Source organism: Microbacterium sp. A94, from assembly GCF_051842855.1.
Lineage (GTDB): Bacteria > Actinomycetota > Actinomycetes > Actinomycetales > Microbacteriaceae > Microbacterium.
The window spans coordinates 224729-250637 of the sequence record NZ_JBPXMU010000006.1; the positions used below are offsets into that span (position 1 = coordinate 224729).

Annotated in this window: 20 protein-coding genes and 1 tRNA gene; 20 read left to right on the plus strand and 1 reads right to left on the minus strand. The window is 65.6% G+C overall.

Annotated features, from left to right (window positions below):
• Window positions 1–110: 110 nt before the first annotated feature.
• Window positions 111–1580: a helix-turn-helix domain-containing protein gene (locus tag ACSU1L_RS15325; RefSeq protein ID WP_439256364.1), complete on the plus strand. Its 1470-nt coding sequence runs from the start codon at window positions 111–113 to the stop codon at window positions 1578–1580.
• A gap of 108 nt (window positions 1581–1688) precedes the next feature.
• Here ACSU1L_RS15325 and ACSU1L_RS15330 read toward each other — a convergent pair whose 3' ends face one another.
• Window positions 1689–3239 carry a PucR family transcriptional regulator gene (locus ACSU1L_RS15330; RefSeq protein WP_439256365.1) on the minus strand — a complete coding sequence of 517 codons (1551 nt, stop codon included), beginning with the start codon at window positions 3237–3239 and terminating at the stop codon, window positions 1689–1691.
• A gap of 103 nt (window positions 3240–3342) precedes the next feature.
• Between ACSU1L_RS15330 and gabT the strand changes: the two genes are divergently transcribed.
• The 19 genes from gabT (at window position 3343) to rplA (ending at window position 25381) form a co-directional block, all read left to right on the plus strand.
• Entirely contained in the window at window positions 3343–4698 is a 1356-nt protein-coding gene (gabT, locus tag ACSU1L_RS15335) for a 4-aminobutyrate--2-oxoglutarate transaminase (RefSeq protein WP_439256366.1), read from the plus strand.
• 147 nt (window positions 4699–4845) lie between these two features.
• Entirely contained in the window at window positions 4846–6315 is a 1470-nt protein-coding gene (locus tag ACSU1L_RS15340) for an NAD-dependent succinate-semialdehyde dehydrogenase (RefSeq protein ID WP_438255855.1), read from the plus strand.
• 39 nt (window positions 6316–6354) lie between these two features.
• On the plus strand, window positions 6355–7716 hold the full coding sequence (locus tag ACSU1L_RS15345) for an NAD-dependent succinate-semialdehyde dehydrogenase (RefSeq protein ID WP_439256367.1): 1362 nt from the start codon (window positions 6355–6357) through the stop codon (window positions 7714–7716).
• A 231-nt stretch (window positions 7717–7947) separates the two neighbouring features.
• Entirely contained in the window at window positions 7948–8655 is a 708-nt protein-coding gene (locus ACSU1L_RS15350; protein ID WP_438255857.1) for a FadR/GntR family transcriptional regulator, read from the plus strand.
• A gap of 99 nt (window positions 8656–8754) precedes the next feature.
• Window positions 8755–10158, plus strand: coding sequence for a four-carbon acid sugar kinase family protein (locus ACSU1L_RS15355; protein ID WP_439256368.1), 1404 nt, complete (start codon window positions 8755–8757; stop codon window positions 10156–10158).
• Window positions 10159–10217: 59 nt separating this feature from the next.
• Entirely contained in the window at window positions 10218–11114 is an 897-nt protein-coding gene (locus ACSU1L_RS15360; RefSeq protein ID WP_439256369.1) for an NAD(P)-dependent oxidoreductase, read from the plus strand.
• 86 nt (window positions 11115–11200) lie between these two features.
• Complete coding sequence (locus tag ACSU1L_RS15365) at window positions 11201–12622, plus strand: GntP family transporter (RefSeq protein ID WP_439256370.1); 1422 nt, start codon at window positions 11201–11203, stop codon at window positions 12620–12622.
• 434 nt (window positions 12623–13056) lie between these two features.
• Window positions 13057–14235 (plus strand): ROK family protein, encoded by a 1179-nt coding sequence (locus ACSU1L_RS15370; protein WP_439256371.1) that lies wholly within the window; start codon window positions 13057–13059, stop codon window positions 14233–14235.
• The gene (locus ACSU1L_RS15375; protein ID WP_439256372.1) at window positions 14232–15710 is read left to right on the plus strand and encodes a sulfatase-like hydrolase/transferase; all 1479 of its coding nucleotides are present in this window, start codon (window positions 14232–14234) and stop codon (window positions 15708–15710) included. Before ACSU1L_RS15370 ends, ACSU1L_RS15375 begins: the two co-directional genes overlap by 4 nt.
• A gap of 28 nt (window positions 15711–15738) precedes the next feature.
• Entirely contained in the window at window positions 15739–17082 is a 1344-nt protein-coding gene (locus ACSU1L_RS15380; RefSeq protein ID WP_439256373.1) for an extracellular solute-binding protein, read from the plus strand.
• Between the two features lie 37 nt (window positions 17083–17119).
• Window positions 17120–18082: a carbohydrate ABC transporter permease gene (locus ACSU1L_RS15385; protein WP_439256374.1), complete on the plus strand. Its 963-nt coding sequence runs from the start codon at window positions 17120–17122 to the stop codon at window positions 18080–18082.
• Window positions 18079–18975, plus strand: a complete 897-nt coding sequence (locus ACSU1L_RS15390) for a carbohydrate ABC transporter permease (protein ID WP_439256375.1) — start codon at window positions 18079–18081, stop codon at window positions 18973–18975. Before ACSU1L_RS15385 ends, ACSU1L_RS15390 begins: the two co-directional genes overlap by 4 nt.
• Before the next feature lie 3 nt (window positions 18976–18978).
• Complete coding sequence (locus ACSU1L_RS15395; RefSeq protein ID WP_439256376.1) at window positions 18979–20625, plus strand: alpha-L-arabinofuranosidase C-terminal domain-containing protein; 1647 nt, start codon at window positions 18979–18981, stop codon at window positions 20623–20625.
• Window positions 20626–20754: 129 nt separating this feature from the next.
• On the plus strand, window positions 20755–22479 hold the full coding sequence (gene poxB / locus ACSU1L_RS15400; protein ID WP_439256377.1) for a ubiquinone-dependent pyruvate dehydrogenase: 1725 nt from the start codon (window positions 20755–20757) through the stop codon (window positions 22477–22479).
• 139 nt (window positions 22480–22618) lie between these two features.
• A tRNA-Trp gene (locus ACSU1L_RS15405) sits at window positions 22619–22691 on the plus strand.
• Between the two features lie 41 nt (window positions 22692–22732).
• Entirely contained in the window at window positions 22733–22996 is a 264-nt protein-coding gene (gene secE, locus ACSU1L_RS15410) for a preprotein translocase subunit SecE (protein WP_438255862.1), read from the plus strand.
• A 44-nt stretch (window positions 22997–23040) separates the two neighbouring features.
• Window positions 23041–24072: a transcription termination/antitermination protein NusG gene (gene nusG / locus ACSU1L_RS15415; protein ID WP_439256378.1), complete on the plus strand. Its 1032-nt coding sequence runs from the start codon at window positions 23041–23043 to the stop codon at window positions 24070–24072.
• Window positions 24073–24251: 179 nt separating this feature from the next.
• A complete protein-coding gene (rplK, locus tag ACSU1L_RS15420; protein WP_438255864.1) occupies window positions 24252–24683 on the plus strand; it encodes a 50S ribosomal protein L11 in 432 nt (143 codons plus the stop codon).
• 11 nt (window positions 24684–24694) lie between these two features.
• Complete coding sequence (rplA, locus tag ACSU1L_RS15425; RefSeq protein ID WP_438255865.1) at window positions 24695–25381, plus strand: 50S ribosomal protein L1; 687 nt, start codon at window positions 24695–24697, stop codon at window positions 25379–25381.
• Window positions 25382–25909: the final 528 nt, after the last annotated feature.

Consider the following 25909-nt stretch of genomic DNA (forward strand, 5'->3'; position numbering starts at 1 on the left):
GACGTTGATCGGTGGCTTGGCATCCACTCTGAGTGAACTTCACCCGCTCAAGCGACCAATTACGTAGAGAAGAATCCAGAAATTTCTGCTTTCGTGACAGAATCGGCCCCATGACCGCTTCTTCGGGCTCAGCATCCGCTCTCACCGAGGACGACACCGACGCGCTCACGATCGGGCGTCGCATCCGGCAACTGCGCACTGCCCGCGCGATGACGCTGGAGGATCTGGCATCTGCCGTCGACCGCGCGCCGAGCCAGTTGTCGATGATCGAGACCGGCAAACGCGAGCCGAAGCTCACGCTGCTGCAGGCCATCGCGCGGGCGCTCGGAGTCGGAATCGACGCGCTGCTCGAGGGCGAGCCGCTGGACGAGCGCAGCGCGGTCGAGATCGCGCTGGAGCGCGCGATGAAGGGGCAGACGTTCCGCGCACTCGGCATCGAGCCCTTCCGCATCGGCAAGACCGTGCCGACGGATGCCCTGAAAGCCCTGCTCGCGCTGCACGGTGAAATCGACCGGCTGAAGGACGAGCGTGCGGCGACTCCCGAAGAAGCGCGCCGCGCGAACGTGGAACTGCGCCACCTCATGCGCAGCCAGAACAACTACTTCGCAGACCTCGAGGCCACGGCGGGTGAGATTCTTGCAGCGGTGCGCCACCCCGGAGGTCCGCTCACTCAGCGGACAGCATCCGAGATTGCGGCGTATCTGGGTTTCACCCTGCACTATGCGCCGGACCTGCCGCAGACCACGCGCAGTGTCGCTGACCTCGCCAATGGGCGGCTTTATCTGTCCAGCCGGGTGCCCGCGAAGGGCGATGCGCGCACCGCCGTGTTGCAGGCGCTGTCATCGCGGATGCTGGGACACGCCGAGCCGCGCAGCTATGCCGAGTTCCTGCGCCAGCGGGTGGAGACGAACTACCTCACCGGCGCGTTGCTCATGCCCGAAGCGCATGTCGCGCCGGCGTTGAAGGATGCCAAGCAGCGCCGAGCCATCTCGATCGAAGACCTCCGGGATGCGTACTCGGTCTCCTACGAAACGGCAGCGCATCGCTTCACGAACCTCGCCACTGAGCACCTCGACATTTCGGTGCACTTCCTCAAGGTGCACGAGTCGGGCACGATCACGAAGGCGTATGAGAACGACGACGTGAACTTCCCCACCGACCGGCTTGGGGCCATCGAGGGGCAGATGTGCTGCCGCCGCTGGACCAGCCGCGTCGTGTTCGACGAGGATGACCGCTTCAACCCGTACTACCAGTACACCGATACAGGGAACGGCACCTACTGGTGCACGGCCCGCGTCGAGGCATCCAGTGAGGGGCTGCACTCGGTCAGCGTCGGCGTGCGCTTCGACGACACCCGGTGGTTCGTCGGACGCGACACCACCAACCGGGGCGTGTCGAACCACTCCGTCGAGGCCTGCTGCCGCCGCGCGCCCGCCGACCTGGAGGAGCGCTGGCGCGAGCGCTCCTGGCCGAACGTGAAGACTCCGCGCACGCTGCTCGCCACGCTGCCGACCGGTGCGTTTCCCGGGGTGGACACGACGGATGTGTACGAATTCTTGGAGGCGCACGCGCCGCGGTAGGGCGTTGCCCGACGCGAGAAATGGTTTGCAGCATGAGACAGGGGTTGTGAAGGCCTGTTTCATGCAGGAAAGCATTTCTCGTGACTACACCGCCCCGCCCGCCGCGGATCAGGCGCGGGAAGCCTGTAGCAGCGCCCACAGCTCGGCACGCGCGGGGAAGGTGCTCAGGTCCATTTCCAGCAGCTTGGATGCCTGCGCTACGCGCGAGCGCAGCGTGTGGCGATGGATGCCCAGGGCTGCAGCAGCGGCTTCGAACCGGGCGTCATGCTCCAGCCAGACGCGCAGCGACTGCTCGAGATCTGCGTCGTGGCCGGCATCGCGATCGCGCAGCGGCGCGAGCCGGGACTGTGCGATCAGGCGCGCATCATCGGTGGTGAGGGCGGACAGGATGCCGGATTCCACTGCATCGGCGAAGCGGATCGCCCCGTAGCCACCCGCGGCCCCGCCACCACCCGTACCGCCGCCCGCACCACCCGCACCACCCGCACCCGCCCCGCGCCGCAGCGCACTGATTGCCTGCGCATGCGCACGGGAGAACTCCGCGTACGAGGCCGAATCCGACACCCCGATGCGGATGCCGAAGCGCTCGGCAGCTTCATCGAGCAGCACGGCATCCGCCTCCGGCAGACAGATCACCACGCCCTCATCTGCTGACGCGAGGAACGACCGTGACCCGCGTTCTGCGCGCCGTCGCTCCCACCACTCCTCCAGGGCTTCGGGGAGGGCATCCACCGCTACCGCCACGATGATTTGTCCGGTCGGCAGCGACGACAGCACGCGCTGGGCCAGCGTCGCGTCATCGAGCAGGAGCGAACGCAGCAGCTGCGTGTGCAAACGGCGACGTTCGCTGACGAACTGATCGTTCTGTTCGAGTGCGAGTCCCGCCATGGCGATGACCGATGTCACGACGGCGCGTGCCTCGGCATCCAGCGCAGGCGCGGCGATCGCAATGACGCCGCGCAGCCCACGCCGTCGGCCGAGCGTGAACAGCTGCATCGTCTGCTCGTCGACCACGATCGACCTTCCGGTCTCGGCGCCTCGGGTGAGCACCTCCGCGACATGAGCTGCGACGACCTCTCGGGTCGCGGCGGCAATCCCGCCGGGTGGATGCTCGAAAGTGAGTGTGCCGGAGGCATCGAACATCGCCACCCAGGCGCCGAGTCGTCGGCCGAGCTCGCTGATGATCGCCGCCAGTCCGTGTCGGCGAAGAGCGGCCACCGCCAGTGCCCGCTGCGTGTCCAGCGCCCAGCTTCGCCGGGCGTATGCCTGGGCGGCGATGGCTTCGGCGTGCGCACGGGCGACGGCGATGAACGGTGTGCGGTACGGCACCTCGAACAGCGGCAGTCCTGAAGCAGTGCATGCGGCGACCAGATCGGCGGGAACCTCGGGGTGTCGGACGCCGGTGCCGAAGCCAAGCCCCACGACTCCGCGCGCGCTCAGCTGCGCGACATATACGGATGCTGTGACCGGGCCGTCTAGCTGACTCCCCGTGGTCAGTAGCGCCAGATCATCCGCCAGAAACGGCGTCGGATCGGCGAGATCAGAGGAGTGCACCCAGCGCAGCGGTCGGTCCAGCGCCTCCGGGGGCAGCGCCTCAGAGACCAGTCGCAACCCGAGGTCGCGACGGCCGAGCAGCGCGCGTAGTGATGGCTGGTCCACGGCATCCGTTCTGAGCACTCGTTATACATACTGGCGAGTAGATAGCTCAGATTGTACAGTCCGGCGAGTGCGTGGGGCAGGGCTTCGGCCTACGCTCACGATCATGAGCCTCATGCCAGCCACGCAGACCCCCCTCGGCGGACCCGACCTGCCACAGCAGCGCCGGCTGGTCACGGAGTTGCCCGGTCCGCGATCTGCCGAGATCCTCGCCAGAAAAGCGGATGCTGTGCCCTCCGGCGTCGGCCACACCGTCCCGGTCGCCGCGGTGGCAGCCGGCGGAGGAATCGTCGTGGACGCCGACGGCAACGCCCTCATCGACCTCGGCAGCGGCATCGCCGTGACCAGCGTTGGCAACGCGCATCCGAAGGTCGCCGCCGCGATCGCTGCCCAAGCTGCGCAGTTCACGCACACCTGCTTCATGATCTCGCCGTACGAGTCGTACATCGCGGTCGCCGAGGCGCTGAACCGGCTCACCCCCGGTGCCTTCGCGAAGAAGACCGCGCTGTTCAACTCCGGCGCTGAAGCCGTTGAGAACGCGATCAAGATCGCCCGCAAGCACACCGGTCGCGCGGCCGTCGCAGCCTTCGACCACGGCTATCACGGCCGCACGAACCTCACCATGGCGCTCACGGCGAAGGCGATGCCGTACAAGAGTGGTTTCGGCCCCTTCGCCCCCGAGATCTACCGTGCGCCGATGTCGTATCCGTTCCGGGACGGACTGACCGGACCGCAAGCCGCTGAGCGGGCGATCACGCAGCTCGAGAAGCAGGTCGGCGCCGACAACCTCGCCGCCGTCATCATCGAACCCATCCAGGGCGAGGGCGGATTCATCGTCCCGGCCGACGGCTTCCTGAACAGGATCCAGGACTGGTGCCGCGCGAACGGCATCGTCTTCATCGCCGACGAGGTGCAGACCGGCTTCGCCCGCACTGGCCGGATGTTCGCCAGCGAGATCTTCGGCATCGAACCCGACCTCGTCACCACCGCCAAGGGCATCGCCGCGGGCCTCCCGCTCGCCGCCGTCACCGGACGCGCCGAGATCATGGATGCCTCCCACCCGGGTGGTCTCGGCGGAACCTACGGCGGCAATCCCATCGCCTGCGCCGCGGCGCTCGCCGCCATCGACATCTTCGAGAACGACGGGGTCATCGAGCGCGCACAGCAGATCGGCGCGCTGCTGAAGGATCGGCTCACCGCGATCCAGGCGCAGGATGCCCGGATCGGAGACATCCGCGGGCATGGCGCGATGATCGCCGTCGAGTTCGTCGATCCGCAGACCGGAGCACCGGATGCTGCGCTCACCGCCGCGGTCGCCCGGGCCTGCATCGCCCAGGGAGTGATCATCCTCACCTGCGGAACCTTCGGCAATATCATCCGTTTTCTGCCTCCGCTGTCGATCGGCGACACACTGCTGAACGAGGGCATTGACATTCTGACCGCCGCACTCGCGGCACAATAGAACCGTCGGCCGTGATTCGTATCGGGGGATTCGGATCACGGCCGATGCTTCTCCGGCATCACCGCTGATACGGAAGGGCGGCACCGTGGCTCGATTGCACGCGTCGTCTTCAGCATCGCGGACACCCCGATCCTGAAGGAGACGACCATGACCACTGCATCCGACGAGCGCGCTCTGCTCGACAGCATCCCGACTGGACTTTTCATCGGCGGTGAATGGCGGGATGCCACCGGCGGGCGCACCTTCGACGTCAACGACCCGGCAACCGGTGCGGTGCTCGCATCGATCGCCGACGCGAGCCCCGAGGACGGCACCCTGGCGCTCGACGCGGCAGTCGCCGCCCAAGAGGGGTGGGCCGCCACAGCCCCGCGCGAGCGCAGCGACATTCTGCGCCGCGCCTTCGACCTCGTGCAGCAGCACAAAGAAGACCTCGCCCTGCTGATGACGCTCGAGATGGGCAAGCCCCTCGCCGAAGCGCGCGGTGAGGTCGGCTACGGCGGTGAGTTTCTGCGCTGGTTCAGTGAAGAGGCCGTGCGCATCGCCGGCCGGTACGGGCAGAACCCCGAGGGCACCGGAACGATGATCGTGTCGCAGCGTCCGGTCGGGCCGTCGTTCTTCATCACCCCGTGGAACTTTCCGTTCGCGATGGCGACCCGCAAGATCGCCCCGGCGCTCGCGGCCGGCTGCACGGTCGTGATCAAACCCGCAGCGCTCACGCCCTTGACGACGATCTTCTTCACGAAACTGCTCGAACAGGCCGGGCTCCCGAAGGGCGTCGTCAACGTTGTGCAGACCTCGTCGTCGTCGAAGCTGTCGGCGCCGATTATCGCCGATCCGCGGCTGCGGAAGCTTTCGTTCACCGGCTCCACCGAGGTGGGCCGAAAACTCATCGCCCAGGCCGCGGACGGGGTGCTGCGCGTGTCGATGGAGCTCGGCGGCAACGCGCCGTTCGTCGTGTTCGACGATGCCGACCTCGACAAGGCCGTCGACGGCGCGATGCTCGCAAAATTCCGCAACATCGGCCAGGCCTGCACGGCGGCGAACCGCTTCATCGTGCACTCCTCGGTCGCGGCGGACTTCGCCGACCGGGTCGCCGCTCGCGTCAAGGAGATGAAGGTCGGACGCGGCACCGACGATGCCGTCACGATCGGCCCGCTGATCGACGCGGATGCTGTTGCCAAGGCCGGTGCGCTCGTCGACGATGCCGTCGGCCGTGGTGCGCGCGTTCTCGCCGGTGGCAGTGCGATCGACGGCGAAGGCACTTTCTTCGAACCCACGGTTATCGCCGATGTGGCCGCGGGCAGTGACATCCTGCGCGAGGAGATCTTCGGGCCGGTGCTCGCCATCGCCACCTTCGACACCGAGGAGGAGGGCGTTCGCCTGGCTAATGCCACCGAGTACGGTCTGGTCTCCTACGTGTTCACCGAGGACCTCGCCCGCGGACACCGGATGATCGACGCACTCGAGACCGGCATGATGGGCCTCAACGTCGGAGTCGTCTCGAACGCGGCAGCACCCTTCGGCGGTGTCAAACAGTCTGGCATCGGCCGTGAGGGCGGGCTCGAGGGCATCCACGAGTACCTCTCCACGAAGTACACCCTGATCCCGAACAGCTGACCCCCGTCAGCTGAATCCGCAGACAACGAGAGGACGATGATGACCGCTTACTCTGTCACCAACCCCGCGACCGGCGAGACGCTGGCGACGTACGACACGTTCACCGACGCCCAGATCGAGGATGCTGTCGCACGGGCGCATCGCGCAGCATCCACCTGGTCGGCCACGGCACCGGCCGATCGCGCTGCCGTGATTCGCCGCATCGCGCAGTTGCACCGCGAACGGACCGACGAGCTCGCCGCGATCATCGTGCGCGAGATGGGCAAGCCGATCGCTGCCGCCGTCGGCGAGGTCGAGTTCGCCGCCGATATCATCGAGTTCTATGCCGACAACATCGGGCAGATCACCGACGATCAGCCGCTGAATATTCTCGGTGAGGGCACCGCTGTCATCCGGCGTGCGGCGCTGGGCGCGCTGCTGGGGATCATGCCGTGGAACTTCCCGGCCTACCAAGTGGCGCGGTTTGCTGCTCCCAATCTCGCCGTCGGCAACACGATCATTCTCAAGCACGCCTCCCAGTGTCCGGAATCGTCGGCAGCACTGGAGGCGATCTACCGGGATGCCGGGCTACCGGACGGTGCGTACATCAACGTGTACGCGAGCAACGAGCAGGCAGCGACGATCATCGCCGATCCGCGGGTGCGCGGGGTGTCGCTCACCGGGTCCGAACGTGCGGGCTCCGCGGTCGCCGAGGTAGCCGGACGCCACCTGAAGAAGGTCGCGCTGGAGCTGGGCGGGTCCGACCCATTCCTGCTGCTGTCGACGGATGACCTGGATGCGGTCGTGCAAGCGGCCGTCGATGCGCGCCTGGACAACAACGGTCAGTCCTGCAACGGAGCCAAGCGCTTCATCATCGTCGACGGGCTGTACGAGGAGTTCGTGTCGAAGTTCGTCGCCGCGCTCGCGGCGGTGAGCGCTGAGGATCCGACCGCTGAGGAGACCGTGCTCGGACCGCTGTCATCGCTGGCTGCGGCGGAAAGACTGCAGGCGCAGATCGATGGCGCGGTGGCGCAGGGTGCGACGCTGCTGACCGGCGGCACGCGGGACGGGGCCTTCTTCGCGCCGACCGTGCTCGCCGATGTCACAGCCGACATGGATGTGTACCGCGAGGAGCTGTTCGGCCCGGCAGCGGTCGTGTACCGGGCGGCGCGGGAGGAAGAGGCCGTTGCGATCGCGAACGACACGCCCTTCGGGCTGGGGTCGTACGTGTTCACCACGGATGCCGCGCAGGCCGAGCGCGTCGCCGACAGGATCGAGGCGGGCATGGTCTACGTCAACCTCGTGCTCGCAGATAGTCCGGAGCTGCCGTTCGGCGGAGTCAAGCGCAGCGGTACGTCGCGCGAGCTCGGGATGCTGGCCGCCGATGAGTTCGTCAACAAGAAGCTGATCCGGATCGGGTGAGTGTGCCGCCGCGGGTGCCGCCGCGGGAGGTGGTGCTTGTTGCCGCGCGCAGCGCCGGGATGCGGCCGTTTGCGACACCTGGCGCGGGCGTGCGCGGGGTTGCGCGGGGCGGTACCGATGGGAGGTGGCGCTTGTTGCCGCGCCCAGCGCCGGGATGCGGCCACACGCGCCACCTGGTGAGTCGCGGCGCTCGGGAAGGCGCGCCGCCCGCCGGCGCGCTACCGTTGTGCTATGAAACCCGAACGAGTCTCCCGCACGCAGTCCGTCGTGGACGGGTTGCTGGATGAGATCATCGCCGGGCGACTCGAGGCCGGAGAGACCCTTCCGGCCGAGGCCGATCTCGCAGCACTCCTCGGCGTCTCACGGCTCACCCTGCGCGAGGGCGTCCGTCTGCTGCAGGCGCAGGGAGTCATCGTCCCCGTTCCCGGCAGTCGCCACCGCGTCGCCCCGGTCGACGAGTGGACCGGGCTCGAGGCCGTCGTCCGCTTCTCCCGCAGCGGGGGAGCACGGCGTCGCTCGTCCCTAGACCTCATCGATATGCGCGTCATGTTCGAGACAGGAGCCGCCGAGCTCGCAGCTCCCCGCTGCACCGATGAGCACATCGAACGGCTCGAGGAGCTGCTCGAGGAGATGCGCTCCGCGCACGCGAACGGCGATGTCCCCGGGTTCGTGGATGCCGACCTGGCCTTCCACGACGTGATCTTCGCCGCCGCCGACAACCGGATTCTGGTGGCATCCGTGCGTCCGCTCACCGCGATCCTGCAGGACTCCCGCAGTGAGACCAGTGCCGTGCTGGAGATTCGTGAGCACGCGATCGCCGAGCACGCCGCGGTGCTCGAGGCGATGCGCACGCGATCCGGGTCAGCGGCACGTGAGGCCATGGCCAGTCACATGCGCCAGACCCGTGACGACCTGCTGCACTACGTGCTCGGCGAGTAGTCCGCTTGCCAGGGCGCGAGTTTAGGCGTACCCTCGTTATCTGATATCGGATAACCCTCTGAGATTCGCCGACAACCCCCTCTGAACGAAGGAGTTCCCGTGCATATCGATGCGCTTCTCGCCCCACTGCCGGCCCCCGTCGAGATCGACGCCGCCGAGGTGCGCGCAGCGCTTGATCCGCAGGGTGTCCTCGTCGTCCTGGACGATGACCCCACCGGAACCCAGTCGGTCGCGAACCTCCCGGTGCTCACCCGCTGGGAGCACGAAGACCTCGCCGGCGCATTCGCCACCGGCGCCCCAGCTATCTACGTGCTCACCAACACGCGCTCCCTCGACGAGGAATCCGCAGCCCAGCGCAACCGCGAAGTCGTCGCGGTCGCGCTCGCCGCAGCATCCGAATCCGGCCGCCGCGTCACCTTCGTCTCGCGCGGTGACTCGACCCTGCGCGGTCACTTCCCGCTCGAAACCGACGTGCTCGCCGCTGAGATCGTCGCTCACGGCGGCGGTGCTCCCGAACTCACCCTGCTCGTTCCCGCCTTCCCGGATGCCGGTCGCATCACCGTCGACTCAGTGCACTACTGGGTCACAGCCGGCGAGGCGACGCCGGTCGGGGAGACCCCATTCGCCGCTGACGCCACCTTCGGATTCGCCTCCTCGAACCTGCGGGACTGGGTCGCCGAGAAGACCGAGGGCCGCATCCCGGCCGACCAGGTCGCAGCGCTCACGATCAGCATCATCCGCTCGGGCGTCGACGCCGTGGCATCCTTCCTCCGGGACCTGCCCGCCGGCTGTGTCGTCGCGGTCGACGTCGTCGAAGAATCCGATATGCGCGTCGTCGCACTCGCGCTGCAGCAACTGCCCGAGCGCGAGGTGCTGCTGCGCGTCGGCCCGCCGTACGTCCGCGCCCACATTGGCCAGGAGATCGCCGAGCCCGTGAAGGCCGCCGACATCCCCTTCGCCTACGACCGCGGCGGTCTCGTCGTCGTCGGCAGCCACGTGCCGCTGACCACCCAGCAGCTCGAAGAACTGCGCCGCCAGCGCCCGGACACCGCCACGATCGAACTCGATGTGCCCAGCCTCATCGACGATCGTCGCGAGCAGTACCTCGATGCTCAGGCGAACGCGGTCGCCGAAGCCCTGGCATCCGGATCGGTGATCGTGCACACCACTCGCGAACTCGTCACCGGCGCAACCGGCGAGGAGAGCCTCGAGATCGCCCGCAAGGTCTCCAGCGGCGTCGTCGAACTCGTGCGTCGTGTGCTGGCGATCGCCCCGCCGCGGTTCGTGATCGCGAAGGGCGGCATTACCTCTAGCGACGTCGCCAGCGAAGCGCTCGAGATTCGACGCGCCACCGTGCTCGGCCCGATGCTGCCCGGCATCGTCTCGCTGTGGCAGCCGCAGACTGGCCCTGCCGTCGGCATCCCCTACATCGTGTTCGCCGGCAATGTCGGTGAACCGGACTCGTTGGCCCGCGTCGTTGCCACGCTCGCCGACGCCAACTGACGCGTACCGCGCACAACCTGCTGACGCTCATTGCGCCACAACGAACTGAAGGAACAGACATGACTTCCACATCCACTGTCGCCGTCATCGGTCTCGGTGCCATGGGCCTGCCGATGGCCACCCGTCTCGCCGAGCGCTTCGAGGTGCGCGGCTTCGATATCGCGGCCGAGCGCATCGCCCTCGCCGCGGAAAAGGGCGTGAAGGCTGCTGATTCTGCCGCGGATGCCGTCGCCGGCGCGCAGGCCGTGCTCGTAGCGGTCCGCAACGGTGCCCAGCTCGACGACCTGCTGTTCGGGGACACCGCGCTGGCTTCGCACCTCGACGATGGTGCTGTCGTGATCCTCACCAGCACCGTCGGCATCGACGGGATCGGCGAGATCGCCCGCCGTCTGGCCGAGCACAGTGCGCAGCTTGTGGATGCTCCGCTCTCCGGTGGCCCCGTCCGCGCCGGTGAGGGCGATCTGCTGATCGTCGTCGGCGCGACGCCCGCAGCCCTTGAGGTCGCTCGCCCTGTGCTCGAGCAGCTGGCCTCGACTCTGTCGATCGTGGGTGACAAGCCCGGCGATGGCCAGGCGCTTAAGACCGTCAACCAGCTGCTGTGCGGTGTGCACATCGCAGCGGCGGCCGAAGCGCTCGCTCTCGCTGATGCGCTGGGCCTTGACCGAGAGAAAACCCTCGGGGCGCTCACCGCGGGGGCTGCGAACTCGTTCATGCTCGGCAACCGGGGACCGCGCTCGCTGCAGGCCTACGACGAGGACGGTGCCGAGGTGCTCAGTCGCCTCGACATCTTCGTCAAGGACATGGGGATCGTCGGCACGGCCGCTCGCGCCGCGCACCTGTCGACCCCCGTCGCGAACGCCGCCGAGCAGCTCTTCCTGCTCGGTGAGGCCCAGGGCCTCGGCGCACACGATGACTCCGCTGTGATCCGCGTGATCGCCCCCGCACGACTTTCCTGACCCGACCACACACGCTCGGCGCATCCGCGCCCTGAAACCTCGCTCGGCGCATCTGCGCCCTGACAATTGAAAGAAGAGATCCAGAGATGCTCCCTCTTCCCGCCCTGATCGCGATCGGAGTCGCCGGCCTCGCGCTGCTGCTCCTGCTGATCATCCGCTTCAAGATGCAGGCGTTCTACGCCCTCATCCTCGTCTCGATCGTCGTCGGTCTTGCCGCCGGCCTGCCGATGACGAGCATCACAGCCGACGATGGAACGGTCGAAAAGCTCGGCATCATCCAGGCGATCATCGCCGGTGTGGGCGGAACGCTCGGCTCGGTCGCCGTGCTCGTCGCCCTCGGGTCGATGCTGGGCAAGATCATCGAACTGTCCGGAGGAGCGGAGTCGCTCGCCGGCAAGTTCACCAAGTGGCTGGGCCCGAAGCGGGTCGGTATTGCCCTGGTCATCGCCGCGGCGATCCTCGCGATCCCGGTGTTCTTCGACGCCGGCTTCATCATCCTCGTCCCGATCATCTTCGCGTTCTCAAAGATCGCGGGGCTGAACCCGATCAAGTTCGGTCTGCCGGTCGCCGGCATCATGCTCGCCGTGCACGTCGCTGTTCCGCCACACCCCGGCATCGTCGGCGGCGCGACCATCCTCGGCGCTGACATGGGCTGGGTGCTGATCTTCTCGTTGATCATCTCCATCCCGCTCGCGGCGCTGTCGTTCTGGGTGGGCAAGATCATCAACCGCCAGGAATTCGCGATGATCGAGGCCACGAAGGAGATGTTCGACAGCTTCGGAACGGACCAGACCTCCGCCAACGCGGGCCTGCGCGACGGTGAGAAGGCACCGAGCGCATTCACCGTGCTCGGACTCATCCTGCTGCCGCTCGTGCTGATCATGCTCGGCACCACGGTTGCGCCCTCGTTCGAGGCCGGCAGCTTCTGGAACGGATTCCTCTCGATGATCGGCCAGCCGATCTTCGCGCTCATGGTCGCCATTGCCGCCGCGATGTTCTTCCTCGGTGTTCGCCGTGGTTGGTCGGCGGCGAAGCTCGGTGAGGTCATGGAGTCGGCTCTGCCGTCTGCCGCGGTCATCATCCTGGTCACCGGTGCCGGTGGCGCTTTCGGAAAGGTCCTCACCGAGACCGGCATCGGCGGTGCGGTTGCTGAGCTGCTCGCCGGCAGCGGTATGCCGCTGCTGCTCGCTGCCTTCCTCATCTCGCTGATCATGCGCGCAGCCCAGGGCTCCGCCACCGTGGCCATCACCACGACGGCGGGTCTGCTGCTGCCCTCGGTCGCCGTGCTCGGCCTCGACACGATCCACATCGCGCTCGTCGCGGTCGCGATCGGTTACGGTGCGCTCGGCCTCAGCCACGTCAACGACTCCGGCTTCTGGGTGGTCACGCGCTACCTCGGCCTGTCGGTCAAGGATGGCCTGCGCACCTGGACGCCGCTGACCACCGTGCTCGGCGTCGCCGGGTTCCTGCTCACCTGGCTCACCTATGCCGTGATCCCGATGAGCTGACAACGCTCGATCGCAGAGGCCCTCGATGTTCGCGAAAGCGGATGCCGGGGGCCTCTCGCTCGGAGAAGGACACGGAGAACCGTCGCGCGGATGCGCTCCCTGTGACTCTGCGGGTTCCCACACTGAAGCGAAACGATGTGAGCATCGCGCGGCGAGATCGTGAGCGCATCTTCTATCGCGATGAGGAGCCGCCGCGCGGTGGCGTTCAGACGTACTTGAGGTGCGAGCGCAGAAGTTGCGCGATGGGCTTGACGGTCCCTGCCTCACCGATCCCAGGCACCCTCGACAGCGGATGCCTGGGATCGGTGTCTCCGAGGCACGATCCCCGCCTGTCGAGGCGAAGTTCCCCTCGTTCTGCCTAGTTCTGTCAACAACCAGGCAGAACTTCCGTCGGTGTTTTGACGGAATGAACTTCTCTCTTCAAAATAAGTTCTGTGCCAACGTCGACCGCCCCCGCTCAGAGACACCTTCCGCTACGCGGACGGCAGTCGCAGGTGCTCGACATACTCCGGGTGAGGGGAGCAGCCAGCCGTGCACAGCTTGTATCCGCCACAGGCCTCTCGCGCGCGACGATCTCCGAAATCACCGGCGAGCTGATACGCAGTGGACACATTGTCCCTTCGAAGGCGTCGACGAGCACGAAGCGGGTCGGGCGCACACCCGAGGCCCTCGCGCTCAACCCCGACTCCGGGACTTTCGTCGGAATTGAGTTCAGCCATGACGCCGTCACCGTCGTCGCGTCCGATGCCGCACACCGCATCACCGGCTCCGCCACACGATCACACGCGCGCGAGACCGCGTGGGAGAGCCGCCTGACGATCGCCGTCGAACTTATCGACTCCCTGGACGCGAATCGGCCGGTCAATTCCCCTCTGCTGGCGATCGGCGCCGGCGTTCCCGGCACGATCGCACAACGCTCCAGCGTGCTCGGCGCGATCGAGTCGCACCTGGTTGAGCGCTACGGCGTGCCGGTGCGCCTGGAGAACAACGCCCGCCTCGCAGGCCTCGCGGAGTTCTACTGGGGCGCCGCGCAAAGCATGCACGATCTGGCATACATGCGTCTGTCCGGCGGCGTCGGCGGCCTGCTGATCATCGACAACCAGGTTCGCGATGGGAACTCCGCAACCGCCGGCGAGTTCGGGCACGTGTGCATCGATCCGCTCGGCCCCGAATGTCGTTGCTCGAATCGTGGATGTCTGGAGGCCTATGTCGGCCTGGAGAAAGTTCTCACCCTCGCCGGCGCCTCCTCCATCGATGATCTCGTCCGCGCGCTTGATCGGGCAGAGCCTCGCGCACAGGCAGTGATTGCCGATGCCGGAGCTCGCGTCGGCCTGGTGCTCGCGAATGCCTGCAACATCCTGGACCTGTCATCCGTCGTGCTCGGCGGCGCGCTCTCGCGAACCGGCGACTACCTCGTCCGCGCAGTGCGCCAGAGCATGGCCCGCCATCTGCACGGCGACGCCATCGAGCGCCTGCAGATCCGCACCGCCTCACTCGGCGCGATCGATGGAGCGCTGGGCGGCATCGCGCTGGTGCTTCAGGACCTCGGCATCCCTCTCTCCGACACAGTCGGAGCCACCCTCGAACGGCGAACGGTTTCACGGACGGCATGACCTCGAACATCTTCTTCTTCTTCACAGATCAGCATCGGATCGACACCCTAGGCTGCTACGGCAACGACATCGTCTCCACACCGGTGCTCGATGCGATCGCCGCCGAGGGCACGACCTTCCGTCGTTTCTACACTCCCACCGCGATATGCACCCCGGCGCGGGCGAGCCTACTCACCGGAGCCGCACCCTTCCGCCACCAGCTGCTGGCCAACTACGAGCGCAACGTTGGCTACCGCGATGAGCTCGCCGATGACGAGTTCACCTTTGGTACGGCGCTGAGGGATGCCGGATACAACGTCGGACTCGTCGGCAAGTGGCACGTCGGTCTAGAGCGGACGCAGAACGACTACGGCTTCGATGGCCCGGCGATGCACGGTTGGCACAACCCCGTCGATCACGCCGAGTACCTCTCCTACCTCGAGGAGAACGATTTGCCGCCGTACGCACTGAGTGATGAGATCCGCGGCACCTTTCCGAACGGCTCTCCGGGGAACCTGCTGGCTGCGCGACTGGACCAGCCCGTCGAGGCGACGTTCGAGTACTTCCTCGCCGAGCGCACCATACGTCAGCTGCGAGAGTACGCCACAGAGCACAAGGAGTCGGGCCGACCGTTCTTCATGGCCACCCACTTCTTCGGACCGCACCTGCCCTACAACATCCCGTCGAAGTACTTCGACATGTACGACCCCGATGAGATGATGCTGCCGAAGTCAGTGGCGGAGACGTTCGCGAACAAGCCGCCCGTTCAAGCGAACTACTCGGCACACTGGGCGTTTGACACGCTCTCCACTGCGACATCGAAGAAGCTCATCGCCGCATACTGGGGCTACGTCACCCTTATTGACGAGCAGATCGGTCGCATCATCGAAGTGGCCAAGGAGCTGGGCGTGTACGACGACGCCGCGGTGTTCTTCGGTGCCGACCACGGCGAGTTCACCGGTGCACACCGCCTGCACGACAAAGGTCCGGCCGCCTATGAGGACATCTACCGAATCCCTGGTGTCGTTCGCCTGCCCGGCGGGCACGAACCGCAATTCGTCGATCATTTCGCCACCCTGCTCGACTTCACGGCGACGATCCTCGACGTCGCGGGCCTCGACAGCGCCCAGGCCGTGGACGGCACCAGTCTGTCGCCGATCGTGCGTCATGAGGACCCGGAGTGGCGCGAGGATCTCGTGCTCGAGTTCCACGGGCACCACTTCCCGTACCCGCAGCGGATGCTGGTCACCGATCGCTACAAGATCGTCGTGAATCCGGAATCGGTCAACGAGCTCTACGACCTCGTCGATGATCCGGACGAGCTGCAGAACCGCTACGGGCACCCGGAGTTGCGTGTCACTCGGGACGGACTGTTGCGTCGGCTGTACCTGCAGCTTCGTGAACGCGGAGACAACTTTTATCACTGGATGGCATCCATGTATCCAGTCGGTGAGCAGGATTTCGACGTGTCCCTCAGCTCTTTCGATGACAGATAGCAAGCACCTACTCAGAACAGGAACCACAATGGTCAACAGGATGCACAATGGTGTCGGATCCGAGTTCTCGCGACGCGGGTTCCTCTCGGTGACAGGCCTGGCGGCAGGATCCCTGCTACTCGCTGCCTGCAGTGGGACGTCGGTGACGGGCTCCTCGACGCCGCGCCCCACGTTCACCGCGACATACGACGGCCCGAAGGTTACGCTCAACTACTGGAACGGCCTGACCGGCGGTGACGGTGACACCATGCTCAGCATGGTCGACGCCTTCAACGCCGCGCACGAGAACATCCAGGTGAAGACCACCTCGATGGTGTGGGCCGACCTGTACTCGAAGATCGTCACCGCGGTCGAGGCGGGGGAAGGGCCAGAGGTCGCCCTCATGCAGCTCGACCAGCTGGCAACGTTCGCGGTTCGCGGCACCATCGTGCCGCTGGATGACGTGACGAATGCGCTCGGACTGACCGAGAATGACTTCGCACCGAGCGTCTGGTCCGGAAGCCTCTTCCGGGAGAAGCGCTACGGCATCCCTCTCGATATGTTCACGATCGCCCAGTACTGGGACGTCGCGGCATTCGAAAAGGCGGGCATCACCGGCCCTCTCAACGGCGCGAGCGAGTTCGATGCCGCGATGAAGGCGTTGCATGGCAGCGGTATCGCGAACCCGTTCTGGGTGCCATCGATCTCGCCTATGTGGCAGATGTGGTTTGGTCTGCTGACGCAGCACGACGGGCAGCTTTACAATGCGAACACGGAGAAGTACGACTTCGCATCCGAGGCGGGAATCGACGCGCTCGAGTGGATGGTGGCGCAGGTCAAGAACGGCGTGAGCCCCGAAGGCGTCGTCGACATTCGGCCGGCGATGATGAGCGGCAAGGCCGCATATCTCACCGACGGCCTGTGGTCGATCGCCGATTTCTCGACAAATGCCCCCGACCTGGACGTCGACCTATCCGCGTTCCCAACGATCGGAAGCAAGGCTGGCGCCTTCGCAAACTCTCACAACTTCACGCTCACCAAGCAAGCCGACACCGATGAGAATGCCGGAACCGCCGCCCGTGTTTTCGTCGACTGGATCTCGAAGAACTCGGTGGGATGGTCAGCGTCCGGTAACATCCCGGCGCGCGCCAGCGCGCGCGACGAGAAGGAGTTCACCTCGAGCCCGCAGGCAGCACTGAACAAGAGCGAGGTCTACGACGCTTTCACTTTTCTGCCGCAGCTGCCAGGCGGACGCGACATCGGTGGCAACACCTACCAGCCCGCCATCGCCGAGGCGGTGCTGCTGCAGAGCACGCCGAAGGCCGCGCTCCAGGCTGCGCAGACCAACGCGCAGAGGCAGCTTGACGAGAACCGCAAGCTGTACGGCTTCTGAGCCGGCGCTCACCGCGACACCAATCTGACGGAGCACGATGACTGCGACCATGACCGAGGAGCTTCCCGCCACGCGCCGGAGCTCCCCACCTGCGGCGAGGCGCGGAGTGAAGACCGGATGGCGGGTCACTCCGTACCTCTTCCTGCTGCCGTTCTTCGTGCTGTTCGCAGTCTTCGTGCTACTGCCGATCGGCGCGGGTCTGGCGGGGAGCCTCTACACCTGGGTGTTGGGGCTCCCCAACCAGCCGTTCGTCGGCTTCAAGAACTACGCCGAGCTATTCGCCGGCGAGACCAGCCTCGCGCAGAACTTCTGGCAGGGTATGAAGGTCACCGGAGTCTTCACCGCGTTCAGCGTTCCCCTGCTCATCGTCATCCCCGTCTGCGTGGCACTGATGCTGCACCAGCGCTTCCGCGGACGCACGTTCTTCCGCGCGGTCTTCTTCGCGCCGTACGTGCTGAGCGTCGCGGTCATCGGTCTGCTCTGGCGGTACCTGCTTGACCGTCAGCTCGGCCCGGTGAACGCGCTGCTCGAGATGGTGGGGCTTCCGTCAGACATCTCATGGACGACCTCCATGCCGGAGGCCTACGTCTCGCTCATCACCGTGACGGTGTGGTGGACCCTCGGCTTCAACGCCGTGATCTACCTCGCCGCGCTACAGGACGTTCCCGCAGAACTGCATGAGGCGGCCAAGATGGATGGCGCCGGCGCCTGGCGGCGGTTCTGGACCGTCACAGTGCCCGGCACGAAACGCGTGCTGCAGTTCATGCTGACGATGACGATCATCGCCTCCGCGAACATGTACGGGCAGTCCGCGATCATCACGCTGGAAGGCCCCGGAACAGCGACGCGTACGGTGATCGGCGTCATCGCGACCACCGGTATGCAGAACTACAACATCGGCGCGGCGTCGGCGATGAGCATGATCGTGGCGGTGCTGCTGATGGCGGCCAGCGGACTCGTGCTCTTCATGTTCCGCCGCGTAGGAGGGAGCGACGAATGACCACCACTGCGACCGAGCTGATCACGTCAGCTCGCAGGAACCGCACGCGTCCCCGCGAAGTGTCGACGCGCTCGCGCCTGCCGCGCATCGCCTTCTGGGCGACGCTAATCGCACTCGCGGTCATCGTCATCGCTCCGCTGGTGTTCATGCTGTCGACCTCGCTCAAGCCGATGTCGGAGATCCAAGGCGGCGGCGTCTCGCTGATCCCGCAGTCGCCGACGCTCAACGCCTACGTCGACGTGCTGACCGACCCGGAGACGCCGGTGCTGCGCTGGCTCGGCAACAGCCTGTTCGTCGCGCTGTGCCACGCGGTGCTCGTCGTGGTGCTCGCCACCACGGCGGCGTACTCGCTCGCCCGGATGGAGTTCCGCGGCAAGAAGGTGCTGTTCGCGCTGATCATGGGGACGTTGTTCATCCCGGCAGTGGTCTACCTCATCCCGCACTTTCTCATCGTGAACGAGCTGGGCTGGCTCAACTCTTACCAGGCGCTCATCATCCCGTCGGCGGCTGGCGCGTTCGGTGTGTTCTTCCTGCGGCAGTTTTTCCTCGGTGTGCCCACCGCGATCGAGGAGGCCGCGAGGATTGACGGATGCAACCAGTGGACGATCTTCTGGCGAATCATGGTGCCGCTGGCGCAGCCGGCGATCGTAACCCTGTTCGTGTTGTCGTTCCTTGCCAGTTGGAACGATTACCTCTGGCCGGTCTTCGTCATGTTCAGCTCGGACATGCAGACTCTTCCGGCAGGCCTCAAGCTGCTGCAGGGCGCCAACGGCACGCGCTACGACATCCTGATGGCCGGAGCGGTCGTCGCCAGCATCCCGGTGCTGCTCATGTACAGCTTCGCTCAGCGGTTCATCATCGAGGGCGTCGCCGCCGGAAGCGTGAAGGGCTAAACCATGGAACACGGAACCGAGAACAATCGCAACGCCGCGAGGATCAGCATCGAATCGATCGTGGATGGGAAGCGAATCGATGACCACATCTTTGGGCACTTCCTCGAATCGGCGTTCTTCCAGAACATCGAGGGCGGCGTGTTCGATGAGGGCAGCGCGCTCTCCGACAGTGGCGACACCCCGCTGAACGGATGCAGACTCGACGTCATCGAGGCGTGCCGCGAGCTCGGCCTGCCGATCGTGCGCTGGCCCGGCGGCAACTTTACCTCGCCGTATCGCTGGATGGACGGCGTTGGCCCTCGTGACGAGCGTCCGCGCACGCTTGAGCTGGCCTGGGGATCGGAGGAGAGCAACCGCTTCGGCACGGCCGAGTTCCTCGCCTGGTGCGATGCGGTCGGCACGACCCCTTACCTCGGGCACAGCGGACGCAGCGTCGACGATGCCGTGCGCTGGGTCGAGTACACGAATTATGCGGGCGACACCACGATGACGCGCCAGCGCAAGGCCGACGGCATCCCGGAGCCGAGACCCGTGAAGTACTGGGGTATCGGCAATGAGGTCTGGGGTCCGTGGCAGATGGGCCAGCGCTCGGCGGCGCAGTACGTCATTGACGCCCGCGAGCATGCGCGGTTCATGCGTCTCGTCGACGGCGACATCAAGCTCATCGCCGTGGGTTGGGAGAAGGAGTCGTGGCTCGAGGAGGTCGTGCCCGCGCTCGGTGGCATCATCGACTACTTCTCCATCCACCTGTATGGGGTCAGCCTGCACCGGATGCAGCCGACAGAGGCGGAGTTCGACCGGATCGTCGCGCAGCCGATGTACTTCGAGCAGACGCTGCAGGATGCCTCGGAGGTCATATCGCGACTGCTGGCCGAGAATCACATCACCCGCCGCGTCGGGATCGCGATGGACGAATGGAACATTCGTCACCTGGAGCCTGCCTCCTGGCCGGAGCCGCTTCCTGGCGACGACGGAGGCGTCGCGCCGCGCGAGATCGAGGCACCGGACGCCCCGACCGCCGCATCCGGCGTGCAGGTCAACCGCTACAGCCAGCGCACGCTCGCCGACGCCCTGTTCTACGCCGGCGTCTTCCACGTTCTGCACCGCACATCACAGCTTGACGTGCCGGTGACGATGGCGAACACCGTCAACCTCGTCAATGCCAACGGGCTCATCAGCGTGCGCCCGAACGGCCTGGTGCGCGCGGCGACGTTCCATGTGTGGGATCTCTATCAAAACCGGATGGGACGGCGCCCAGTTGACGTGCGACTCGATTCGCCGGCATCCACCGTCGAACTCCGACTCGGAGCTGAGATCCTGCGGGCATCCGGAGCTGCGCGCACCCGCCCGGCGATGATGAGCTACCTCGACGTCACGGCGACGCTCAGTGACGACGACAGGTTCCTGCAGATCGCGGTGATCAACAGGTCGGCACGCGACGCGATCACCGCGCAGCTGGGCCTGGGCGGAATCTCGGCATCCCAAGCGACGATGAGCCAGATTGGGGCTGGCGTCGATGACCTCTTCGCCTGGAACTCGTTCGATGCCCCCGACACGATCTCGCTCAGCGCGCCCATCACCGTGGACATCAGCGCGGGGACGCACGAATTTCCCGCGCACTCGATCACACTGCTGGAGATCGCGCTCTGACCCCGACCGGAGAGGCCCCGGCATCCGCCCCAGACGGATGCCGGGGTCTCTCGCTCTGTTTCAGGGTCGAGTCCGCGGGTTGTCGCTGAGACGACCCGCGCCGATGTGGTCGAGGGTAGCCTCGGGGGCATGGTCAACGTCGCCGAGAACATCGTCCGCACCCTCCGGGCTAACAACATCGACCGGGTCTACGGCATCCCGGGTGATTCCCTCAACGGCTTCACCGACGCGCTGCGCAAGGACGGCACGATCCGCTGGCTGCACGTGCGCCATGAGGAGTCGGCTGCGTTCGCGGCGGCCGCGGATGCAGCGATCACGGGGGATCTCGCCGTCGTCGCTGGTTCGTGCGGGCCAGGCAACCTGCACCTCATCAACGGACTCTTCGATGCGCAGCGCTCGCGCGTGCCGGTGCTGGCGATCGCCGCGCACATCCCGACGCATGAGATCGGCACCGGATACTTCCAGGAGACCCATCCGCAGGAGCTGTTCCGCGAGTGCAGCGTGTACGTCGAGTACGTCGCCGATCCGGTGCAGATGCCGCGGATGCTGGAGATCGCGATGCGCGCCGCCATTGAACAGCGCGGAGTTGCCGTGCTCGTCATCCCGGGCGATGTCGCCCTTTCCGAGGTTGCGGATGATCGGGCGAGCGTGATCACGCGCACGCGTCCGATCGTTGTCCCCAGCCCCGCAGAGCTCGAAGAAGCCGCACGTCTGCTCAACGCCGCAGAGCGGGTCACGATCCTCGCCGGCGCCGGAGTTGAAGGTGCCCACGACGAGGTCGTCGCGCTCGCTGACCGGCTCGGAGCGCCCGTCGTGCATGCCCTGCGCGGCAAGGAGTTCATCGAGCACGACAACCCCTTCGATGTCGGCATGACCGGATTGCTCGGCTTCGCGTCGGGTTTTCGGGCGATGGATGCCGCCGACACGGTGCTGCTGCTGGGCACAGATTTCCCGTACACGCAGTTCTACCCCGACGGCGTCACCACAATTCAGGTCGACATCCGCGGTTCGCAGCTCGGCAAACGGCATCCGCTCGATCTCGGACTCGTGGGCGATGTGAAGGCGACCGTCACAGCCCTGTTGCCGCGGCTCGCCGAGAAGAGCGACCGCTCGCATGTCGATGATGCCGTTGCGCACTACCGGAAGACGCGCACGAAACTTGACGAGCTCGCGGTGCCGTCCAAGGGTTCGAACCCGATTCATCCGCAGTATCTTGCCCGTCTTCTCGACGAACATGCGAACGAGGACGCAATCTTCACGGCGGATGTCGGCTCACCAACCGTGTGGGCTGCGCGCTACCTGACCATGAACGGGCGGCGCCGTCTGATCGGCTCCTTCACACACGGCTCGATGGCGAACGCGCTCATGCACGGGATCGGGGCGCAGACCGCACAGCCGGACCGTCAGGTGGTCGCGCTGGCGGGGGATGGGGGCCTGGCGATGATGCTCGGCGAGCTCATCACCCTCACCCAGAACAGGCTGCCGGTGAAGACGATCGTGGTGAACAACTCCTCGCTCAACTTCGTCGAACTCGAGATGAAGGCGGCCGGCTTCGTCACCTACGCCACCGATCTTGAGAACCCGAACTTCGCAGCCGTCGCCGAGGCGCTCGGGATCTTCGCCAGGCGGGTGGAGCGCAGCGAGGATCTGCCGGATGCCGTGCGCGAAGTCCTCGCTCATGATGGGCCTGCGCTGCTGGACGTGGTCACCGAGCGGCAGGAACTCTCGATGCCGCCGACGATCACCGCCGATCAGGTCAAGGGCTTCGCGCTCTACGCCATCCGCACGGTGATGTCGGGCCGCGGCGACGAGCTCCTCGACCTCGCCAAGGCGAACTGGCGGCAGTTGTTCTGAGCCGCTGCGCCCCGGGTGAAGCCGGCTTTGTTCGCCGGGGCACGCAGCATGCTCTACACTGGAGGAGCAGTTGTCTGCATTCTTTTTCCGTGCCCATGGGTGCGGGGGAGGTGCGGATCCCAGGGGCCATCAGGTCTCTAGGGCGGTAGCTCAATTGGCAGAGCAGCGGTCTCCAAAACCGCAGGTTGCAGGTTCGATTCCTGTCCGCCCTGCGCGTCAGCGCCACGCTGGCACACGGAAAGGTACATTCACGATGGATCAGGACGAACCGCGCGGCGAAATCGTCGCGTCAGGCGGTGCCGCGAGCGTGAACAGGCTCGGCTTCTTCGGCCGTATCGCTCTGTTCTTCCGTCAGGTGTTGGGCGAGTTGCGCAAGGTCGTCACACCGACGCGCAAAGAACTCTTCAAGTTCACCGGTGTCGTGCTGGTTTTCGTCGCCATCATGATGGCGCTCGTCTACGGCCTGGATGCTGCCTTCTCGTGGCTGACTACACAGGTCTTCGGAGTGCCGCAGTAAGCGTCACTCCTGCGGCTCGACCGCTATGAATGGAAAGAAACAACGTGTCTGAACGATATTCCGACGACGCCGACATGGCGACCGCCGCGGAGCAGTCCAGCGAGGACGACGAAGCCCAAGAGGGCAACGTGCTCTCCGCCGAAGAGCAGTCATCTGCACCGGCCGAGCGTATTGCTGTGCACATCGAGGACGACGCCGACGGCTCGGACGAAGGTGCCGAAGACATTGACATCAACGACCCGGAGGCGGACGCGATCGTGAACGACGCTCTCAACCTGGACGAGACTGCAGAGACCGAAGCTGCAGCCGAGGTCCTAAACGACTCGACCGCCGAAGAGGCTGCCGAAGACGAAGCTGCTGCAGCCGAAGAGGTAGCACCCTACGACGGCCCCGACGTCAATGGCGAAGAAGACGCCGCTGACGACGAGTCCGCTGAAGAAGAGCCTGCTGAAGAAGACCCCTATGAGGCCTTCCGCATGGACCTGCGGATGCTTCCGGGCAAGTGGTACGTCATCCACTCCTACGCCGGGTTCGAGCGCAAGGTGAAGGCCAACATCGAGCAGCGCAAGTCGACGCTCGAGGTCGAGGACGACATCTATCAGATCGAGGTCCCGATGGAGGACGTCGTCGAGATCAAGAACGGTCAGCGCAAGATGGTCACGCGCGTCCGGATCCCCGGCTACGTGCTCGTGCGCATGGAGCTCAACGAGGACACCTGGTCTGTCGTCCGCCACACTCCTGGTGTCACCGGCTTCGTGGGCAACGCCCACAACCCGACACCGCTGCGCTTCGAAGAAGCCTTCAACATGCTGAAGGCACTCGTCGAGGTCAAGGACATTCCGACGGCGAAGAACGTTCAGTCCAAGGGCGGCCTGGCTGTGGCCCGCTCGATCCCAGCTGAGGTTGACTTCGAAGTCGGCGAGACCATCACCATCAAGGAAGGCTCGTTCGCTGGCCTGCCTGGTTCGATCAGCGAGATCAAGCCAGAGAGCGGCAAGCTCACCGTGCTCGTCTCCCTGTTCGAGCGCGAGACCCCGGTCGAGCTGTCGTTCGACCAGGTCACCAAGATGCTCTGACTCTCGAAACACGCTTCGCGAACGCCCCGTTCGGCTCCGGCCGACGGGGCGTTCTGCGTCGGGTACACTGGGATGGTTTGTGTGCGCATTTCGTGCGCGCGCAGCACACCACGTCTCGGAGACACCGGGTTCGTGGGAGATCGGATGCCCCGGCATCCGTTCGATGAAAGGAAGAGGAAATGGCACCTAAGAAGAAGGTGACCGGCCTGATCAAGCTTCAGATCAACGCCGGTGCAGCTAACCCAGCGCCGCCGATCGGCCCCGCGCTCGGTCAGCATGGCGTGAACATCATGGAGTTCTGCAAGGCGTACAACGCCGCGACCGAGTCGCAGCGCGGAAACGTCGTCCCCGTTGAGATCACTGTCTACGAGGACCGCAGCTTCACGTTCATCCTGAAGACCCCGCCGGCTGCAGAGCTCATCAAGAAGGCTGCTGGCGTCCCGAAGGGTTCGGCTACGCCGCACACGGTCAAGGTTGCGAAGATCACCAAGGACCAGGTCCGTCAGATCGCCGAGACCAAGCAGGCCGATCTGAACGCGAACGACATCGAGGCTGCCTCGAAGATCATCGCCGGAACAGCCCGCTCCATGGGCATCACGGTCGAGGGCTAAGGGGAATAATCATGGCAAAGTCCAAGGCTTACAAGGCTGCTGTCTCGAAGATCGAGGCAGACCGTTTCTACACTCCGACCGAGGCTGTCGCTCTCGCGAAGGAGACCGGCTCGGCAAAGTTCAACTCGACCGTCGAGGTCGCGCTGAAGCTTGCCGTTGACCCGCGCAAGGCAGACCAGATGGTGCGCGGCACCGTCATGCTTCCGCACGGTACGGGCAAGACCGCTCGTGTCATCGTCTTCGCCACCGGCCCCGCAGCTGAAGCTGCCATCGCCGCAGGTGCAGATGAGGTCGGCGGCGCCGAGCTCATCGAGAAGGTCGCTGGCGGCTGGACCGACTTCGACTCCGCAGTCTCGACCCCTGAGCTCATGGGCCAGGTCGGTCGACTGGGTAAGGTCCTCGGCCCCCGTGGCCTGATGCCGAACCCGAAGACTGGCACCGTGACTCCGAACCCGGCGAAGGCCGTTGAGGAGATCAAGGGCGGAAAGATCGAGTTCCGCGTCGACAAGCACTCGAACGTGCACTTCATCGTCGGCAAGGCATCCTTCTCGGCAGAGCAGCTCGATGAGAACATCGGTGCTGCCCTTGACGAGATCGTTCGTCTCAAGCCGTCGAGCGCAAAGGGTCGCTACATCCAGAAGGGCACGGTGTCGACCACGTTCGGCCCCGGCATCCCGCTGGATGTCAACGTCTTCTGATCGCGTTTCACGAAAGCCCCTGCTGTTACAGCAGGGGCTTTCTGCGTATCCGGGGGAGTGCCGTGGCCGGCGCGATCCCGTGGCAGAGGGGCGGGATCCCGCGGGAGAGGGGCGCGACACGCCAGGGATACCGCCCCGATTTGCCCGAACCCCGCAACCCGCGTAAGTTATTACTTGTTCGCCCCACAGGGAAGCGGAAAGGCCGAAAAGCCTCACCCCCCTCAAGTGGAGAACCACTCCCAAACCTCTCAGTTGTGAGGGCCTGCCGCTTGTGGCTAGGATGGGAGCTTCCACCTCTTCTGCGGTTCATTTCGACTGCGATGCGGATCTCAAATCCGCTCGGCGCGTCGATTTGACAAGCTGGAGGAGGGGGATAAGATAGAGAAGTTGCCCTTCGGGCCTGGTTATGATGACTGGGTCGGGGGAGCATCCGATCCTTGAGAACTCAACAGCGTGCACTTGTCAAATGCCAAATTATCCTCGTCGGTCTTCGGACTGGTGAGAATTCCTTTGGATCAAAGACCAGCC

Bases quoted from the DNA above. Each gene is read 5' to 3' on its own strand.
- ACSU1L_RS15385 (WP_439256374.1), top strand. From the start codon at position 17,120: ATGACTGCGACCATGACCGAGGAGCTTCCCGCCACGCGCCGGAGCTCC.
- secE (WP_438255862.1), top strand. From the start codon at position 22,733: ATGGATCAGGACGAACCGCGCGGCGAAATCGTCGCGTCAGGCGGTGCC.
- ACSU1L_RS15345 (WP_439256367.1), top strand. From the start codon at position 6,355: ATGACCGCTTACTCTGTCACCAACCCCGCGACCGGCGAGACGCTGGCG.
- ACSU1L_RS15390 (WP_439256375.1), top strand. From the start codon at position 18,079: ATGACCACCACTGCGACCGAGCTGATCACGTCAGCTCGCAGGAACCGC.
- ACSU1L_RS15340 (WP_438255855.1), top strand. From the start codon at position 4,846: ATGACCACTGCATCCGACGAGCGCGCTCTGCTCGACAGCATCCCGACT.
- gabT (WP_439256366.1), top strand. From the start codon at position 3,343: ATGAGCCTCATGCCAGCCACGCAGACCCCCCTCGGCGGACCCGACCTG.
- ACSU1L_RS15350 (WP_438255857.1), top strand. From the start codon at position 7,948: ATGAAACCCGAACGAGTCTCCCGCACGCAGTCCGTCGTGGACGGGTTG.
- ACSU1L_RS15360 (WP_439256369.1), top strand. From the start codon at position 10,218: ATGACTTCCACATCCACTGTCGCCGTCATCGGTCTCGGTGCCATGGGC.
- rplK (WP_438255864.1), top strand. From the start codon at position 24,252: ATGGCACCTAAGAAGAAGGTGACCGGCCTGATCAAGCTTCAGATCAAC.
- ACSU1L_RS15395 (WP_439256376.1), top strand. From the start codon at position 18,979: ATGGAACACGGAACCGAGAACAATCGCAACGCCGCGAGGATCAGCATC.
- ACSU1L_RS15380 (WP_439256373.1), top strand. From the start codon at position 15,739: ATGGTCAACAGGATGCACAATGGTGTCGGATCCGAGTTCTCGCGACGC.
- ACSU1L_RS15365 (WP_439256370.1), top strand. From the start codon at position 11,201: ATGCTCCCTCTTCCCGCCCTGATCGCGATCGGAGTCGCCGGCCTCGCG.
- ACSU1L_RS15375 (WP_439256372.1), top strand. From the start codon at position 14,232: ATGACCTCGAACATCTTCTTCTTCTTCACAGATCAGCATCGGATCGAC.
- rplA (WP_438255865.1), top strand. From the start codon at position 24,695: ATGGCAAAGTCCAAGGCTTACAAGGCTGCTGTCTCGAAGATCGAGGCA.
- ACSU1L_RS15325 (WP_439256364.1), top strand. From the start codon at position 111: ATGACCGCTTCTTCGGGCTCAGCATCCGCTCTCACCGAGGACGACACC.
- poxB (WP_439256377.1), top strand. From the start codon at position 20,755: ATGGTCAACGTCGCCGAGAACATCGTCCGCACCCTCCGGGCTAACAAC.